Annotated in this window: 16 protein-coding genes; 13 read left to right on the top strand and 3 right to left on the bottom strand. The window is 54.3% G+C overall.

Annotation, left to right across the window (positions count from 1 at the left end; genetic code table 11):
• The first annotated feature begins 125 nt into the window (after positions 1-125).
• A complete protein-coding gene (locus E3E23_RS04080) occupies positions 126-962 on the top strand; it encodes a sulfide/dihydroorotate dehydrogenase-like FAD/NAD-binding protein (RefSeq protein ID WP_167906706.1) in 837 nt (278 codons plus the stop codon).
• The gene (gene gltA, locus E3E23_RS04075; RefSeq protein ID WP_167906438.1) at positions 963-2,387 is read left to right on the top strand and encodes an NADPH-dependent glutamate synthase; all 1,425 of its coding nucleotides are present in this window, start codon (positions 963-965) and stop codon (positions 2,385-2,387) included.
• A 72-nt stretch (positions 2,388-2,459) separates the two neighbouring features.
• Here the strand turns inward: gltA and E3E23_RS04070 are convergent, their stop codons facing one another.
• Complete coding sequence (locus E3E23_RS04070) at positions 2,460-3,368, bottom strand: asparagine synthetase A (protein WP_167906437.1); 909 nt, start codon at positions 3,366-3,368, stop codon at positions 2,460-2,462.
• Positions 3,369-3,561: 193 nt separating this feature from the next.
• On the opposite strand from E3E23_RS04070, the gene E3E23_RS04065 reads away from it, so the two are divergent.
• Positions 3,562-4,158, top strand: coding sequence for an ATPase, T2SS/T4P/T4SS family (locus E3E23_RS04065; RefSeq protein WP_167906436.1), 597 nt, complete (start codon positions 3,562-3,564; stop codon positions 4,156-4,158).
• A gap of 11 nt (positions 4,159-4,169) precedes the next feature.
• Here E3E23_RS04065 and E3E23_RS04060 read toward each other — a convergent pair whose 3' ends face one another.
• On the bottom strand, positions 4,170-4,931 hold the full coding sequence (locus tag E3E23_RS04060; RefSeq protein WP_167906435.1) for a hypothetical protein: 762 nt from the start codon (positions 4,929-4,931) through the stop codon (positions 4,170-4,172).
• Between the two features lie 31 nt (positions 4,932-4,962).
• Positions 4,963-6,117 (bottom strand): alanine--glyoxylate aminotransferase family protein, encoded by a 1,155-nt coding sequence (locus E3E23_RS04055; protein WP_167906704.1) that lies wholly within the window; start codon positions 6,115-6,117, stop codon positions 4,963-4,965.
• A gap of 164 nt (positions 6,118-6,281) precedes the next feature.
• Between E3E23_RS04055 and E3E23_RS04050 the strand changes: the two genes are divergently transcribed.
• The 10 genes from E3E23_RS04050 to rplV all read left to right on the top strand — a co-directional run bounded on the left by E3E23_RS04050 (position 6,282) and on the right by rplV (position 14,062).
• Positions 6,282-7,448 carry an MFS transporter gene (locus E3E23_RS04050; RefSeq protein ID WP_167906434.1) on the top strand — a complete coding sequence of 389 codons (1,167 nt, stop codon included), beginning with the start codon at positions 6,282-6,284 and terminating at the stop codon, positions 7,446-7,448.
• An 88-nt stretch (positions 7,449-7,536) separates the two neighbouring features.
• The gene (locus E3E23_RS04045) at positions 7,537-8,085 is read left to right on the top strand and encodes a 50S ribosomal protein L16 (RefSeq protein ID WP_167906433.1); all 549 of its coding nucleotides are present in this window, start codon (positions 7,537-7,539) and stop codon (positions 8,083-8,085) included.
• A 191-nt stretch (positions 8,086-8,276) separates the two neighbouring features.
• The gene (locus tag E3E23_RS04040) at positions 8,277-9,419 is read left to right on the top strand and encodes an RNA ligase (protein WP_167906431.1); all 1,143 of its coding nucleotides are present in this window, start codon (positions 8,277-8,279) and stop codon (positions 9,417-9,419) included.
• Positions 9,420-9,583: 164 nt separating this feature from the next.
• On the top strand, positions 9,584-10,354 hold the full coding sequence (locus tag E3E23_RS04035; protein WP_167906429.1) for a putative RNA uridine N3 methyltransferase: 771 nt from the start codon (positions 9,584-9,586) through the stop codon (positions 10,352-10,354).
• A gap of 1 nt (position 10,355) precedes the next feature.
• The gene (locus E3E23_RS04030; RefSeq protein ID WP_167906427.1) at positions 10,356-11,399 is read left to right on the top strand and encodes a 50S ribosomal protein L3; all 1,044 of its coding nucleotides are present in this window, start codon (positions 10,356-10,358) and stop codon (positions 11,397-11,399) included.
• Between the two features lie 10 nt (positions 11,400-11,409).
• On the top strand, positions 11,410-12,177 hold the full coding sequence (gene rpl4p, locus E3E23_RS04025; protein WP_167906425.1) for a 50S ribosomal protein L4: 768 nt from the start codon (positions 11,410-11,412) through the stop codon (positions 12,175-12,177).
• A 6-nt stretch (positions 12,178-12,183) separates the two neighbouring features.
• Entirely contained in the window at positions 12,184-12,444 is a 261-nt protein-coding gene (locus E3E23_RS04020; protein ID WP_068665882.1) for a 50S ribosomal protein L23, read from the top strand.
• Between the two features lie 13 nt (positions 12,445-12,457).
• Complete coding sequence (locus E3E23_RS04015) at positions 12,458-13,177, top strand: 50S ribosomal protein L2 (RefSeq protein WP_167906424.1); 720 nt, start codon at positions 12,458-12,460, stop codon at positions 13,175-13,177.
• Positions 13,178-13,179: 2 nt separating this feature from the next.
• A complete protein-coding gene (locus E3E23_RS04010; protein ID WP_068665886.1) occupies positions 13,180-13,581 on the top strand; it encodes a 30S ribosomal protein S19 in 402 nt (133 codons plus the stop codon).
• A 10-nt stretch (positions 13,582-13,591) separates the two neighbouring features.
• Complete coding sequence (gene rplV / locus E3E23_RS04005; RefSeq protein ID WP_167906422.1) at positions 13,592-14,062, top strand: 50S ribosomal protein L22; 471 nt, start codon at positions 13,592-13,594, stop codon at positions 14,060-14,062.
• Positions 14,063-14,067: the final 5 nt, after the last annotated feature.

Here is a 14,067-nt window from a genome sequence, read left to right as displayed (position 1 = left end):
TCTTATAATCTACAGTTTGTAAAAGAGCGATTTAAGGGTTCTTCAAACCAACAGTTACCAACTGATGGTTGGGTATTCGAAAAGGGTTTTATATGAGCTCGTCTCAAAATATCAAGGTGAGAACTGTGTTTAGGATAGTTCACAAGGAGAAGCTTTCTCCTGGTATAAACCTCTTCGAAATCGAGGCCCCGAAGATAGCGGGACACGCTAACCCCGGCCAGTTCGTTGTTCTCAGGCTCCACGAGAGGGGCGAGAGGATACCGCTCACGATAGCCGACAATGACCCTGAGAGGGGAACCATAACGATAGTTGTCCAGGAGGTCGGGAAGACCACCTACGAGCTCGGCACCTATAAAGAGGGCGATATCATACTCGACCTCCTCGGACCTCTTGGAAAGCCCAGCCACATAGATAACTTCGGCACTGTCGTCATGGTTGGTGGCGGCGTTGGCGTGGCCGAAATCTACCCCGTTGCGAAGGCGATGAAGGAAGCTGGCAACCACGTGATTTCTATACTCGGTTTCAGGACGAAGGAACTCGTCTTCTGGGAGGATAAACTCGCGGAGGTAAGCGACGAGGTAATCGTTACCACCAACGACGGGAGCTACGGCATGAAGGGCTTCACCACGCACGCCTTAGCAAAGCTGTTCGAGGAAGGCAGAAAAATTGATCTCGTGCATGCCGTTGGGCCCGTTGTCATGATGAAGGCCGTTGCGGAGCTCACCAGGCCCTACGGCATAAGAACCGTCGCGAGCCTGAACCCGATTATGGTTGATGGAACTGGCATGTGTGGTGCTTGTAGGGTAACCGTCGGCGGTGAGATAAAGTTCGCCTGCGTTGACGGGCCCGAATTTGATGCCCATCTCATCGATTGGGACGAGCTGATGAAGAGGCTGGTCTATTACAGAGATTTGGAGCTCATGAGCTTTGAGAGGTGGAAGCGGGAGAGGGGGATGGTCTGAATGCCGAGAAAAATCATCAAGGAGCGCGTTCCCACTCCCGAGCGGCCGCCCGAGGAGAGGGTTAAGGATTTTAGGGAGGTAAACCTCGGGTACACTTTCGAGTTGGCCGTGAAAGAGGCCGAACGCTGCCTCAACTGTCCAATTGACTATGCTCCCTGCGTTAAGGGCTGTCCAGTCGGAATAAGGATTCCCGAGTTCATATCCAAGCTTGTCCAGTACCGTGATGATCCTGATAGGGCCGTTAAAGAGGCCTTAAGTGTCATCTGGGCTTGCAACTCACTTCCGGCTATAACTGGCCGCGTCTGCCCCCAGGAGGAGCAGTGCGAGATGAACTGCGTCATGGGTAGGGTCGGTGACAAAATCAATATCGGCAAGCTCGAAAGGTTTGTGGCAGACTACTCCCGCGAGAAGGGCATAGACGTCCAGCTTTTGGAGGAGGGGGCGAGGGGAATAAAGAAGAATGGCAGGAAGGTTGCGATTATAGGTGCTGGCCCAGCTGGGCTGACGTGTGCGGCAGAACTGGCCAAGCTCGGCTATGAGGTTACGATTTTCGAGGCCCTCCACAAGCCTGGAGGAGTCCTAATCTACGGCATCCCAGAGTTCAGGCTGCCGAAGGTGATTGTCGAGAGGGAACTTGAGAACCTTAGGAGGCTCGGCGTTAGGATAGAAACCAACGTTCTCGTCGGCAAGACCGTAACCTTTGAGGAGCTGAGGGAGGAGTACGACGCGATATTCATAGGCACGGGCGCCGGAACGCCCCGCATATATCCGTGGCCAGGGGTGAACCTCAACGGTGTCTATTCGGCGAACGAGTTCCTGACTAGGGTGAACCTCATGAAAGCCTACGAGTTCCCAGAATACGACACTCCCATAAAGATCGGAGAGAATGTGGCGGTGATAGGTGCTGGGAACACCGCTATGGACGCCGCCCGCTCGGCTTTGAGGCTCGGCGCGAAGGTGTGGATACTATACCGCAGGACGAGGGCCGAGATGTCTGCCCGTGAGGAGGAAATCCACCACGCTGAGGAAGAGGGCGTGAACTTCATGTTTCTCGTTTCGCCCAAGCGCTTCATAGGCGATGAGAACGGGAACCTCAAGGCCATAGAGCTTGAGAAGATGGAGCTCGGCGAGCCCGATGAGAGCGGTAGGAGGAGACCCGTACCAACTGGCGAGACGATAACGATGGAGTTCGATACTGCTATTATAGCCATCGGCCAGACCCCGAACAGAACGTTCCTCGAAACTGTCCCAGAACTCGAGGTCGACGAGAAGGGCAGGATAAAGGTCGATGAGAACCTGATGTCGAGCGTCCCGGGGGTCTTCGCCGGGGGCGACGCGATAAGGGGAGAGGCGACGGTTATTCTGGCCATGGGGGATGGAAAAAAGGCGGCAAAGGCAATCCACGAGTACCTAAGCGGCTCGTGAGTCCCCTGACTTTTATTCTACTTGTCAAGGCGCGGTTAATTTTGACTGACTAGAAGAAAGAAAAGTAGGCCATTATATGACCGCTGGAATTCCTGGAATCCTCGGGAAGGGCTGCACCTCCGCGATGTGCTCTGCGCCGACCATGTATCTGATGAGCCTCTCGATGCCTATGCCCGCTCCAGCGCTCGGCCTCAGCAGGCCCGCTTTGGCGACCTCGAGGTAGGGCCTGAAGGCCTCGAGGCTTATGCCCGCTTTCTTCATCTTCCTCACGATGACCTCGTACTCCCACTCCCTCTCGCCGCCGCTCGAAACCTCTCCGTATCCCTCTGGCAGATAGAGGTCGTAGTTCCTGAAGTGGCCCGGCCTCTCTGGGTCTTCCCTGTCGTAGAACTCCCTCTCGATGTCGGTTATCCAGAAGGGCTCGTCCATGGCCTTGCTCGCCTCTTCCTCACTTCCGAACTCGGCCTTTATCTCATCAAGGGTGAAGCGCTTGAAGGGGGTCTTAACTCTTGGGATTTCCCTCTCCAGTCCCCAGCTCCTGGCTTCCTTGAAGAGGCCGGCGATTAGGCCCTCGATGAGACTCATCACGTCGTCCATGCTCGCGTAGGCGATCTCGAAGTCGAGCTGGGTGAACTCGTAGGCGTGCCTGCCGTCGTCCGCGCTTTTTCCCTCAAGTCTTATGTTCGGCGAGAGTATGAAGAGCTTATCTATTCCCATCGCCACGGCCATTTGCTTGTGCAGTATCATGCTGTGGGTTAAGCGGAGCCTTTCGCCGTAGACCTCGATCTCTGGCGGTCTTAGCATTTTCTCGGCCGCTGGGTCCGGCCAGAGGGGATCAGTTATAGAGCTGAGCATTACCGGGAGCATCCACTTGAATCCCTTACCCACCATGTACCTTGTCATATAGTCAATCACTCTCGTCTGAACCTCCATAACTGGTTCAATTTTTCGGGTCACAATTTGAAGAGCGTTCATGTTCATCACCTGATTTTTGTCAGTGATTTTCACCTTTATGTCTTTTATGCAAGAAAAGTTGGATTTAGGGCAAATTTAGACATAATTTTAGCGAGAATTTTGGATAAATGTCAAAAAATCGCAATTTAATTGACGAAGATGGGGGTGGGTAAACGATAGCGTTATAATGCCCGATGAGAACCCTATACGGTGGTAAAACGTGGGCGTCTACATATTCACCCCCGAAGACCTCCTTAGATACGGAACGATAACCGAGGAACAGCTTGAGATCTTAAAGGATGCCCTCCTTGAGAGGAAGGACATCTTAATCGTTGGCTCAAGCAGGTCTGGAAAGACCAAACTCGTCGAGGCCCTGATCCACCTGATACCTGATGACAGGAAGGTTGCTGTAATAACCGCCTACAGCGAATTCAAGCCATTCAGACCGAATATCGTTGTTATAGACACCCAATTTAACCCTGAGAGTCTTGAGAAGCGCACCAAGGAAGTCATCGAAAAGATAAAGCGCATAAACCCGGACTACGTCATCATAGACACCATCCATACCGTCCACGTGCCCACGATTCTGAGCGAGCTCCTAGATGGCTACACCTTTATTGCTACCTCCCTGGTAATGTCTGGCGACATCGTGGAGGAAGTCAGGCACTGGCTGAGAGCCGACGATGGTGTCATCGGCAAGTTCGACATCATAGTCGAGCTGAAAAGGGACTTCAGGACGGGAACGAGGAGAATCAACAAAATATACGCGGTTAAAAAATCAGGAGATGAAAAGATAGAGCTGGAGAGTTTGGTGTAATCCCCTTCTCGCTATTTCTTTTCCCGATTGACCATTTTCCTGAACTCGTTTTTCATATAACGATAGTAGTCCCATGAGAGGTAGCCCTTCCTCCACGAAACGTAGAGCACCACGTTGAAGGCCACCGTGAAGAGGGCTGATATCAGCATTGAGTTGATGGCCACTCCTCCGATGGTTTCTTGGGTTCTCCGGAACATGCCGAGGGAAACATAGTCGTCCACCGTCATGTGCCTCATAGGAAGGTTCTCGACCCTGATGGTGCCGTTCTTTGGAGTCAGCGATAGCATGTGGTTCCAAGTCACGACGTAGACCTTCACGTGGGTCCTGTTCTCGGTGCAGTCGGGTATGGTGTGCCCGTTCCAGAGGCAGCTTCCGTCGGGCTGCATCGTTGCCCATACATCGGTGTGCTCGTAGGTTTGGAGGTATATGCTGTTGTTGTCTGGGTAGACCTTCACGACCTCTATATCATAAGTGTTCCCGCCGTAGACCAAGGAACGGAAGAAGCGGTAGAGCCTGTCGATTATCGTGTTGTGAAAATACTCGTTCTCCCATACGATGTAGTAGTAGATGTTGCCCTTTATGTCCGCCATGTAGAGAATTCCGTAGGGTTCATCTCCAGGGAAGGTGTGGATGATGGGGGTATACTCTTGAATCTTGGCGCTTTCCCATGGGAGGTAGCCCTCAAGGGAATACCCGCTCGTATAGAGTCCGACACCCCAGAAAATGATGAAATTGGCGAAAAGCCACAGTGCAATCCATCTTTTCTTTGCCATTATTTTTCACTGGAAAAATATAAAGGTGGCATCAGGCCTTAAGCTTTTCTATGACCTCCCTGAGGTTGTTGAGCATCTCCCTTATGTCGTCGAATGTCATGTAGCCCATGTTTCCAATCCTGAAGGTCTTTTCAGCGACGCTTCCGTAGCCCTTGGCGAGCTCAAAGCCCCTCTCGCGCATAGCGTTATAAACATCAACGCCCTTCATTCCCTCAGGAACGACGACGGCAGTGATGGTCGGGCTCTCGTAGCCTGGCTCGGCGAGGATTCCGAGGCCCATCTCCTTGACGCCTTCCCTTATCATCTCGCTCCTCTTTCTGTACATGTCGAGCCATGCCGTCTTTCCGCCCATCTTCTCGATTATCCTGAGCACGACGTTGAGGCCGAATATCTGCGGGAGCGGTGGGGTTGAGGGCGTTCCCTTCTTCTTCTCGTTGAACTTCTTGTAAAGCGGAAGGTCGAAGTACCAGCCGCGCTCGGGCATCTTCTCGGCTATCTCAAAAACGCGCTCGCTGACGGCGGCGACGGCAAGACCTGGCGGGACGCCGAAGGCCTTCTGAGAGCTCGCGAAGATGAGGTCGATGTCCCACTTGTCGAACTTTATGTCCGCTCCGCCCATGGCAGAGACGGCATCGACGAAGAGCAGCTTGTCGTGCTCCTTGACGACCTTGGCAAGCTCCGGAAGCGGGTTTAGAACGCCGGTGGAGGTCTCGTTGTAGGTTATGGTGACGGCCTCGACATCGGGGTTCTTCTTGAGGACTTCATCAAGCTCCTCTGGCTTGATGGCTTTTCCGGGCTCCTTCTCAAAGACGACTGCCTTTCTTCCGTTGGTGTTGACTACCTCTGCAAAGCGCTTTCCGAACGCACCGATGACCGTAACGAGAACTTTTCCACCGTGGGGTATCGTGTTCCTTACAGCGGCCTCCATGAAGCCCGTTCCAGAGCTCGGGAAGAGGATTATCTCGCCTTTATCGGCCTCAAGGAAGGCCTTGAGCCTGTTGAGAGTATCAACATGAACCTCCTTCGCCTCGGCCGAACGGTGGCTGAACATCTGGACGCTCATTATCGCGAGAACCTCCGGGAAACAAGCAACAGGGCCGGCCGTGAAGAGCTTGTACTTCGGCTTGACTATCTCGTAGAGCTCCCTGTAAGCGTCCTCATACTGCATGTCGAACCTGAGCTCCATCAGCATCACCTCGGCGGAGGTTGGAGGGGAAATATAAAAAGGGTTCGTTAGTTCCTTCCCGTAACTTATCGAAGCTATGTTCGTTTCGCAGGCAATAAAATGAAGAATTTTCGACCTCGCCAAGACTTTTAAAAGCTTCACCCTAACGTTTAGAAGGTGGTTTGATGGAGCGCAAGCGCCTGGCTGGAATAATCCTGCTCATCATCTCCGCCTTCACGGGAACGATAGCTTTCCGCCTCGCGACTCCGGCGATAGCCTTCTACACGAGGGACATTCTCCAGGCCTCAATGCTATCGGTCTCCATTGTTTCCATGTCATTTGTCCTTGCAAGGGCATTTTCGTCTGTTCTTGGTGGTCTCACCCTTGAGAGAGGTAGGAAGCTCGTTTACATTGGTGCACTGGCTATGATGGGCAACGCTCTGGCGGTCCATCTTTACCCCCTCACGAGCACCTGGGTTCAGGTGGCCGAAATAAAGCTTCTCAACGGCTTCCTCAATGGGTTGAGCTGGCCAATGGCCCAATTTGTCATAGCAGTGACTACGCCAAACGAGATAAGGGCAAGGGTCACATCGGTTTACTTCCTCTTTGGCAGTATAGCTTCCCTCCTCGGCAACTACGTTTACGCCTACACCATTAACCTTGGCTTGTCCGGTCAGATGTGGATCGCCTCTGCATTCTTCGTATTCACCGGCGTGATAATGCTCCTTGCCTACTTCCTGCTCTACGGCTGGATAGTTCCCAAGAGAAAGAAAACGCCCGATGGGGAGAAGCCGGGCCTCAACCCAAAAAGGATTCTCATAATCGCGTCGCTGATGGCGATCATAGTCGCCTTCACCTCCGGCGAGATAACCTACATCTATGTTTCCGAAGCTTTGGGCATGGACAAAGCCAAAACAGCGACGCTTATCGGATGGGCAGGCTTTTTATCGGCACTCCTCAGCTACGTCATTTCCTGGCTCGCCGACGTCAGGAGCGAGAGAAGGATGGTTGTTCTGACGTCAGTTATGGCGGCGGTCTCTCCAATCCTCGCTGCCGTAAAGACCGCTCCGACAGTTTTTCTCGGCATATTTATGGCCCTCTTCGCCTTCCAGAGCTTCAGACCGATTTCGAGGAAAGTCTTGGCTTCATACTATCGCTCTTCATTAGCTATAGGCGGTGTGAACGGAATTCAGAACCTCTCGACCTTCGCAGGGGGAATGCTCTTCGGCCTGGCCTACTCGCTCGGGGAGATAAGCGTGGGCGTAACGTTGAACCTCGCCCTGCTTTCCTTCCTGCCGTTTTCACTGGCACTCCTCTGGGAGTCCGTTAAGCTTAAAGGGACTGAGGAGTAAGATGGGGTGACGGGCTTTCCAAAACTTTTATAAGCCACTCCACTCGCCTAAGTTTAGGCTTAGCTTACGCTCATTTGGAGGTGAGAGTATGGGACTGAGACCAGCCAAGATTGATAGGGACGTTGACAAGCCCGCTTACACGAGGAGGGAATACATACGCGGTGCCCCTGGTCCGAAGATAACCATCTTCGACATGGGCAACCTTTCCGCTGAGTTCCAGTACGAGGTGAGCCTTCACGCTGAGCAGGCCATGCAGATAAGGCAGAACGCCCTTGAGGCCATCCGTATACAGGTCAACAGGTACCTCCAGAAGAACGTCGGTAGGAGCAACTACCACTTCAAGATAAGGGTCTACCCGTTCCAGGTTCTCCGTGAGAACCCGATGGCTACCGGAAGGAAGGCAGACCGTTACGGTAACGGTATGAGGAGGCCCTTCGGAAAGCCAATTGGCCTTGCCGCTCGCGTCAAGAAGGACCAGAAGATACTCACCGTCTGGGTCAACGAGGGCCACCTCAAGTTCGCCCTCGAGGCCATGCGCAGGGCTGCCATGAAGCTCCCCTACAGCGCCTACTACAGGATCTACGACAAGGACGGCAACGACGTCACCACCAAGGTTCTCTCGACCATGAAGCGCTGAAGCGCTTCCTCCTTGCTCCTTTTTCTGTCCGAGTTTTGCCGTATATTCATAAGATGATTATTAACGATGTCGCTCTAATTTGTGCATAGTGATGATTCCCCACGTGCAAGGGGTGTTGATTGCCTTTAACTCTAAGTCCGATAAGTCCAAATAATTATTAATGCCAACGTCTAAACTTCTTTGGTGGGAAGATGGTAAGCTCTCACTTCAGGAACATTCTGCTCAAGCTCGGCATCCCTGAGGAGCGATTATCAGTCCTCGAGGGTAAGGGGGGCCTCGTCGAAGACGAGTTTGAGGGCATCAGATACGTCCGCTTCCGCGATTCTGCCAAGGGCTTCAGGCGTGGAACCCTCGTCTTCGAGAACGGCGAGGTGGTTCTGGGCTTTCCCCACATAAAGCGCGTCGTCCAGCTTGAGAACGGGATAAGGCGCGTCTTCAAGAACAGGCCCTTCTACGTCGAGGAGAAGGTCGATGGATACAACGTGAGGGTCGTTAAAGTGGGGGATAAGGTTCTTGCCCTCACCAGGGGAGGCTTCGTCTGTCCCTTCACGACCGAGAGGATTGAGGACTTCATAAATTTCGACTTCTTCAGGGACTATCCGAACCTCGTCCTCGCTGGGGAGATGGCCGGGCCTGAGAGCCCTTACCTCGTCGAGGGTCCGCCCTACGTGAAGGAGGATATTCAGTTCTTCCTCTTTGACATCCAAGAGAAGGGGAGTGGGAAGAGCCTTTCCGTGGAGGCGAGGCTGAAGCTCGCTGAAGAATACGGAATTCCCCACGTTGAAGTGTTCGGAGTTTATGATCGACGCCGCATCGACGACCTTTACGACCTCATTGAGTGGCTCCACCGCGAGAGAAGGGAAGGAATCGTCATGAAGAGCCCCGACATGAAGAGAATCGCGAAGTACGTAACGCCCTACGCCAACATCAACGACGTCAGGATAGGCTCGCACATCTTCTTCGACCTGCCGTACGGCTACTTCATGCAGAGAATAAAGCGGCTGGCTTTCTATCTAGCAGAAAAGCACATCAAGGGTGAGGAGTTTGACGAATATGCCAAAGCCCTAGGGAAGGCACTGCTACGGCCCTTCGTCGAGAGCATCCATGAGGTGGCCAACGGCGGCGAGATAGAGGAGACCTTTACTGTTCGCGTCAAGAGCATAACCACCGCCCACAAGATGGTCACCCACTTCGAGAGGCTCGGCATCAAGATACACATCGAGGACATCGAGGATTTAAAGAACGGCTACTGGCGGATAACCTTCAAGCGGGTTTATCCTGACGCCACGAGGGAGATAAGGGAGCTGTGGAACGGGCTGGCGTTTGTGGATTAATTACTCCTTCTTTTTTGCCAGCGCTTGCGTAGGCAAGGGCTGATTGCAAAAATTTTGTACACCCCCAAACCTAAAAAAGGGTGGAAGGGTTCGAAAGCCTTTTAAATAGTCTCCATAGACTTCCCCTCAGCTTTAGAGTATCCAGAACAAAGGATGACGGAAAAATGGCCTGGCACATCTTCATTCCCGATTCGCTCCTCGAAGAAACCGACGACCCGAAAATCAGGACATACAAAGTTGGACAGATAGCCAGGGCCGCGGCGATATTCGGCGTCGAGCACATCTGGATTTACAGGGCCGGCGGCAGGGACGGGCGCTTCATAAAGCTCGTCCTCGAGTACGCCGAGACCCCGCAGTACCTCCGTAAGAGGCTCTTCCCCCTGATGCCCGAGCTGAAGCACGTGGGGGTCATACCCCCGCTGAGAACCCCGCACCACAAGCTCAAGTCTAGGCCAAGGGTCGGGGAGATACGCGAGGGCTTCGCCTTCAGGCGGGGGAAGAGAATTTACGCCGACATAGGCCTCGACGAGTTGGCTACCGTCGAAGGGGACGTTGAAGGTCGCGCGGCCTTTAGAATCGTCTCGACGAGGCCTCTCAGGGTGATACCTACAAAGCCAGAGGAATACTGGGGCTACAGGGTGCACCTCACGAGGAAGTCACTGGCAAAAACACTTAAAAAGGCCAGGCTTGACTTGGCAGTTGCAACCTCCAGGAGGGGGCAAGACATCCGAGACGTGAAGCTTCCCCCACTCGAGGGGGAGGTCGGATTCGTATTCGGCTCACCGAGGAAAGGCGTGATGGAGCTCCTCGGAGAGGAGGATTATCCCTTTGATCTAATCCTCAACACCATTCCAAATCAACGGACTGCCACGGTCCGTACCGAGGAGGCCGTCTTGGCCACCCTCGCGGTGTTTAATCTCATAAGGAGGGATTGAGATGGGAAAAATACACAGACCAAGGAGAGGTTCACTGGCTTACTCCCCAAGGAAGAGGGCTAAGAGCATAGTCCCGAGAATCAGGAAGTGGCCGAAGGACAGCGAAGTCAGGATGCTCGGTTTCGCGGGATACAAGGCAGGAATGACCCACGTCCTCATGATCGACGACAGGCCAGGGCTCACCAAGGGCAAGGAGATATTCATGCCCGTGACCATAGTTGAAGTTCCGCCGCTCTTCGTCTACGGCATAAGGGCCTACAGGCAGGGCTACCTTGGCCTCGAGACCGCCACCGAGGTCTGGTTCCACGAGCTCAACGACTACGTCAAGAGGAGGATAAAGACCCTGCCGAAGGACTACAACGAGGAGGCCTTCCAGGCCAAGCTCGGCCAGCTTGAGGACCTCGTTAACGACGGCGAGATAGTTGACGTCAGACTGCTCGTCCACACCCAGCCGTGGCTCATCAAGCTCAAGAAGAAGCCCGAGGTCATGGAGTACGCCATCGGTGGCGACGACGTCAAGGCCAAGTTCGACTACGCCAAGAAGAAGATAGGCAAGGAGCTCCGCGCGAGCGAGGTTCTCCACGAGGGTGAGCTCATCGACGTCATAGCCGTCACCAAGGGTAAGGGAACCCAGGGCCCAGTCAAGAGATGGGGAATCAAGATCCAGTTCCACAAGGCCCAGAGGGCTGGAAAGGGCAGGCATGTCGGTAACCTCGGTCCATGGCACCCGACCAGGGTTATGTGGACCGTTCCGCAGGCTGGACAGATGGGCTTCCACCACAGGACCGAGTTCAACAAGAGGCTCATCGCCATAGGTGAAAACGGCAAGCTCAAGCTCGACGAGAAGAACGAGATCGAGATAACCCCGAAGGGCGGCTTCCCGCACTACGGAATAATTAGGAGCGACTTCCTTATGATTCAGGGAACGATCCCAGGATCCTTCAAGAGGATCATCAGGGTTAGGCCAGCCATAAGGCCTCCGAAGAAGAAGCCGCCGGTTGAGAGGCCGCAGATCACCTACATCAGTAGGGAATCCAAGCAGTGAGGTGAGATAGATGAAGGTTAAGGTTTTCAACCTCGAAGGCGAGCCCGTTGAGGAGATTGAGCTTCCAAAGGTCTTCGCCACTCCGTTCAGGCCGGACCTCATAAGGAGGGCTGTCATCGCTTCATGGACCCACAGAATACAGCCCCAGGGCAGAGACCCGCTCGCTGGAAAGAGAAGGGTTACTGAGAACATCGGAAAGGGCCACGGCATGGCTAGGGTTGAGAGGATAAAGACCTCCCCGAGGTTTGCGGCCTTCGTGCCCTTCGCGAGGGGCGGAAGGAGGACCCACCCACCGAAGGTCGAGAAGATCATCTGGGAGGACATCAACAAGAAGGAGCGCAGGCTCGCTATCATGAGCGCCATCGCCGCTACTGCCAACTACGACCTCGTCAGGACGAGGGGCCACATAGTCGACAACGTCCCGCAGGTTCCGCTGGTTGTGGTTGACGACCTTGAGAAGGTCTTCAAGACCGCCCAGACCAGAGAGATATTCAAGAAGCTCGGCGTTTGGGACGACATCGAGAGGGCCAAGAAGAACACCAAGATAAGGGCAGGTAAGGGTAAGATGCGTGGAAGGCGCTACAAGAAGGCCAAGGGTCCGCTCATTGTCGTTGCCAAGAACGAGGGCATTATCCAGGGAGCCAGGAACCACCCAGGCGTTGACGTCGTCACCGTTGACAACCTCGGTGTCGAGCTGCTCGCCCCTGGTACCCACCCAGGAAGGCTTACCATCTGGACCAAGGGCGCTATTGAGAGGCTTAGGGAGATTTACGGGTGATGAGAGATGGACCCATACAAGGTTATTGTCAGGCCGGTCGTCACCGAGAAGGCTGTTGCAATGATAGAGAACGAGAACAAGCTCACCTTCATAGTTGACAGAAGGGCCACCAAGAGCGACATCAAGAGGGCCGTGGAAGAGATGTTCCAGGTCAAGGTCGAGAAGGTCAACACCCTCATCACCATGAGGGGCGAGAAGAAGGCCTATGTGAAGCTCAAGCCCGAGTACAGCGCAAGTGAAATCGCCGCAAGGATAGGATTGTTCTGATGGGGTGAGTGAGATGGGAAAGAGTTTGATTCAGCAGAGGAGAGGAAAGGGAACCACCACCTTTAGGGCTCCCTCCCACCGCTATAGGGGAGCCGTTAGGTACCTCCCGCTCAACCTGACCAGGGAGAAGACCCTCGTCGGCAAGGTCGTTGAGATACTCCACGACCCTGGAAGGACTGCCCCAGTTGCCAGGGTTAAATTCGAGAACGGCGCCGAGAAGCTTATCATTGCCCCAGAGGGAATCCTCGTCGGTGAGGAGATAGCCATCGGACCGAACGCCCCAATAAAGATAGGCAACACCCTCCCGCTTGCCATGATTCCGGAGGGAAGCTACGTCTACGACATCGAGGGCGCCCCAGGAGATGGCGGCAAGTACGTTAGGGCTGGCGGTAGCTACGCCCTCGTCGTCAGCAGGGAGAAGGATAAGGTCATCGTCCAGCTCCCGAGCGGTGAGCTCAAGCAGTTCAACCCCATGTGCAGGGCCACCATCGGTGTCGTCGCCGGCGGCGGTAGGCTCGAGAAGCCCATCGTCAAGGCAGGAAAGGCCTACTACATAGCCAAAGCCAGGAACAGGTTCTGGCCGAAGCCGAGGGGTGTCAAGATGAACGCCGTCAACCACCCGCACGGTGGTAAGGAGCACCACATAGGCAGGCCGAGCACCGTTTCGAGGCGCGCTCCGCCCGGAAGGAAGGTCGGTCACATAGCTGCGAGAAGAACTGGTAGGAGGAAGTGAAGATGGCGAGAAAGAAGGAGTTTAGGTATAGGGGCTACACCTTTGAGGAACTGCTCAACATGTCACTCGAGGACTTCGCCAAGCTCCTTCCGGCGAGGCAGAGGAGGAGCCTCAAGAGGGGCCTCAGCCCGGAGCAGAAGAAGCTCCTCAGGAAGATACGCCTCGCCAAGAAGGGCAAGTACAACAAGCCGATAAGGACCCACAGCAGGGACATGGTCATCCTTCCAGAGATGGTCGGCATGACCATCCACGTCTACAACGGAAAGGAGTTCGTCCCCATCGAGATAAAGGAGGAGATGATAGGCCACTACCTCGGCGAGTTTGCCCTCACCAGGAAGGTAGTCCAGCACGGCTCACCTGGTGTTGGTGCAACCAGGTCATCGATGTTCGTGGCGATCAAGTGAGGTGGTCTGAATGTCTAGGGGAAGGTTTTCCTACTCATTCCAAAATTTTGACCCAGAGAGGATGGCTCGCGCGAGCGGAAGGGACCTTAGGATTTCCCCGAAGCACAGCGTCGAGCTCCTCAGGGAGATAAGGGGCATGATGCTCAACGACGCTCTGAGGTACCTCGACGACGTCATAGCCCTCAAGAGGCCGGTCCCAATGAGGCGCTTCAACGACAGCCAGGGCCACAAGCCGGGTAATGGCTTCGGTCCAGGTAGGTACCCGGTCAAGGTCGCCAAGGCCGTCAAGAAGGTTCTCCTCAACGCCAAGAACAACGCCGAGCAGAAGGGCCTCGACCCGGACAGGCTTAAGATAATCCACGCCGCCGCCCACAGGGGACCAGTGCTCCGCGGATACATTCCAAAGGCCTTTGGTAGGGCCACACCGTTCAACGAACAGACCACCCACATAGAGATAGTTGTGGAGGAAGTTAGGAGGTGAGCCTT

It is taken from the genome of Thermococcus sp. CX2, from assembly GCF_012027555.1.
GTDB lineage: Archaea > Methanobacteriota_B > Thermococci > Thermococcales > Thermococcaceae > Thermococcus.
Note: the sequence above shows the minus strand (reverse complement) of the source record. Positions and strands in the feature narration are given on the sequence as shown.

What these genes read in the sequence shown, in the direction of transcription:
- E3E23_RS04060 (WP_167906435.1), bottom strand. Translation starts at nt 4,931, where the DNA reads ATGGCAAAGAAAAGATGGATTGCACTGTGGCTTTTCGCCAATTTCATC.
- E3E23_RS04055 (WP_167906704.1), bottom strand. Translation starts at nt 6,117, where the DNA reads ATGGAGCTCAGGTTCGACATGCAGTATGAGGACGCTTACAGGGAGCTC.
- E3E23_RS04020 (WP_068665882.1), top strand. Translation starts at nt 12,184, where the DNA reads ATGGACCCATACAAGGTTATTGTCAGGCCGGTCGTCACCGAGAAGGCT.
- E3E23_RS04050 (WP_167906434.1), top strand. Translation starts at nt 6,282, where the DNA reads ATGGAGCGCAAGCGCCTGGCTGGAATAATCCTGCTCATCATCTCCGCC.
- E3E23_RS04010 (WP_068665886.1), top strand. Translation starts at nt 13,180, where the DNA reads ATGGCGAGAAAGAAGGAGTTTAGGTATAGGGGCTACACCTTTGAGGAA.
- rplV (WP_167906422.1), top strand. Translation starts at nt 13,592, where the DNA reads ATGTCTAGGGGAAGGTTTTCCTACTCATTCCAAAATTTTGACCCAGAG.
- gltA (WP_167906438.1), top strand. Translation starts at nt 963, where the DNA reads ATGCCGAGAAAAATCATCAAGGAGCGCGTTCCCACTCCCGAGCGGCCG.
- E3E23_RS04045 (WP_167906433.1), top strand. Translation starts at nt 7,537, where the DNA reads ATGGGACTGAGACCAGCCAAGATTGATAGGGACGTTGACAAGCCCGCT.
- E3E23_RS04035 (WP_167906429.1), top strand. Translation starts at nt 9,584, where the DNA reads ATGGCCTGGCACATCTTCATTCCCGATTCGCTCCTCGAAGAAACCGAC.
- E3E23_RS04040 (WP_167906431.1), top strand. Translation starts at nt 8,277, where the DNA reads ATGGTAAGCTCTCACTTCAGGAACATTCTGCTCAAGCTCGGCATCCCT.
- E3E23_RS04070 (WP_167906437.1), bottom strand. Translation starts at nt 3,368, where the DNA reads ATGAACATGAACGCTCTTCAAATTGTGACCCGAAAAATTGAACCAGTT.
- E3E23_RS04015 (WP_167906424.1), top strand. Translation starts at nt 12,458, where the DNA reads ATGGGAAAGAGTTTGATTCAGCAGAGGAGAGGAAAGGGAACCACCACC.
- rpl4p (WP_167906425.1), top strand. Translation starts at nt 11,410, where the DNA reads ATGAAGGTTAAGGTTTTCAACCTCGAAGGCGAGCCCGTTGAGGAGATT.
- E3E23_RS04030 (WP_167906427.1), top strand. Translation starts at nt 10,356, where the DNA reads ATGGGAAAAATACACAGACCAAGGAGAGGTTCACTGGCTTACTCCCCA.